The organism is Rhizobacter sp. P1_G5 (genome assembly GCF_056405435.1).
Genome location: NZ_JBFUCB010000921.1, coordinates 1 through 1,696, shown reverse-complemented (window position 1 = coordinate 1,696; position 1,696 = coordinate 1). Strand labels below are relative to the sequence as shown.

The window sequence follows — 1,696 nt, the reverse complement described above, 5'->3', positions numbered from 1 at the left end:
GTATCAGGGGAACCCAATGTAAGCCAGAAGGGGGAGTGGAATTCGAAAAATGTTATAAATATTGGGCCGCTGAATTTGAATAAGGTTAGTGAAAACTTTGACTTGAACTTGTCTCCTAGGGGCCAGCATCCACAGGTGTCGATCTCGCCGCTGTCGAGCCCCGGTCTGAATCCCTATCCATATCCGCAGGCAATTGGTCTAAATCCGATTTCGCAACCGCTTCAGCCACACCAGTACCAGCAATATCAGCAGGGCATGCAGTACCCGCAGTTCGGCGGCAGTGACAATGCACCGAATACGGATGTATACCTGTACGACCGAATTCTCAATGATGCTTCGAACCAGTGATGGTGCACGACAGGTTGATTCAATCCGAATGAGTCAGCCGGTGCGGCGTGGTTTGGACAGTGCCTTCATTGCCGAACCGTGAGTTCGGCGCCCCCATCCGCCCTCATCCGCACCACCACCGGCAACACCTGCGGCAGCGCCGCCAGCAACCCGGCCGCATCCCGCACCGGGAAGCGGCCGGTCAGCCGCATCGCGTCGACGCGCGGATCGGTGCTGACGATCGGTGCCGTGCGGTAGGCGTTGACGCTGGCCAGCGCCTCGCGCAGCGGGGTGTCCTGGAAGCTGAGCCAGCCGTCGCGCCAGCCGGCGAGGGCCGCCGCGTCGCCCAGGTGCGGTGGCTGTGCGATGCCGTTGCGGATGTCGAGCAGCTCGCCGGTGGCCAGCACGATCGGCGAGCCGAAGCGGTCCGGGCTGCCGGCCTCGGCCGCTTCGCGCAGCGCCACCTGCACCCGCCCGCGTTCGACGCCCACCGTCAGCGCGCCGCCGCGCTCGCGCAGGCTGAACACCGTGCCCAGCACCTCGATGCGCGCCTGGCGCGTCAGCACCTCGAACGGCCGCGCGGCGTCGTGCGCCACGTCGCAGCGCAGTTCGCCGCCGTCGAGCCGCACGATGCGGCGCTGCCGGTGCAGCCGCACGTCGATCGCGCTGTCGGCACCGAGCGCCAGCTGCGTGCCGGGCTGGGCATCGGGCAAGCCGACGTTGAGCAGCTGCAGCGGCTGCGTGCGGTACGCCGCGCTGAACACCGGCGCCTGCCAGTACTGCCAGCCCAGCCGGCCGGCGAGCGCCGCGCCGCCGAGCAACGCGGCCGCGGTCAGCAGCAGGTTTCGGCGCCCCGCGGCGTGTGGGGCGGCGACCGGTTCATCGAAATGCTCCCTCAGCCCCTCCGACATCCCGCCCAGCATCTGCCAGCGCCGGCGCGCCTCGTCGGCTGCCGCCGCATGCTCGGGCGACGATGCGATCCACTGCCGCAGCCGCGCGAGCGCCCGGCCGGCCGCCGGCTCCGGCTCGACCTCGCTCTTCACGACCAGGTCGAGCGCGTGCTCGATCAGTTTCTCGGCGGGAGCCATCGGGCTCATGCCCACTCCTCGGCCAGCGTCGCACGGAAGCTGCTGCGCGGTGACACCGCCGGCGTCTCGATCAGCTCGGCCTGCATCTCGGCGAACACCCGCGAGCAATCCAGCGCCGCCCGCACCAGGTGCTTGGCCACCGCCGCCTCGCTGAGCGTGAGCCGCTGCGAGATCTCGGTGCGCGTGAACCCATAGGCCCGGAACAGCAGGAACACCTCGCGCCGCAGCGGCGGCAGCGATTCGAGCACGCCGATCACGCGCCGCAGCACCTGCCGCTGTGC

At 68.5% G+C, this 1,696-nt stretch carries 3 protein-coding genes; 1 reads left to right on the top strand and 2 read right to left on the bottom strand.

Annotation, left to right across the window (positions count from 1 at the left end; genetic code table 11):
- The coding region (locus AC1D12_RS32735; protein WP_477845295.1) for a hypothetical protein at positions 1-348 on the top strand (348 nt) is incomplete at its 5' end.
- Positions 349-413: 65 nt separating this feature from the next.
- Here AC1D12_RS32735 and AC1D12_RS32730 read toward each other — a convergent pair.
- Together AC1D12_RS32730 and AC1D12_RS32725 are read right to left on the bottom strand one after the other, a co-directional pair.
- Positions 414-1,424, bottom strand: coding sequence for a FecR family protein (locus tag AC1D12_RS32730; RefSeq protein WP_477845294.1), 1,011 nt, complete (start codon positions 1,422-1,424; stop codon positions 414-416).
- The coding region (locus AC1D12_RS32725) for a sigma factor-like helix-turn-helix DNA-binding protein (RefSeq protein WP_477845293.1) at positions 1,421-1,696 on the bottom strand (276 nt) is incomplete at its 5' end. The genes AC1D12_RS32725 and AC1D12_RS32730, both read right to left, overlap by 4 nt.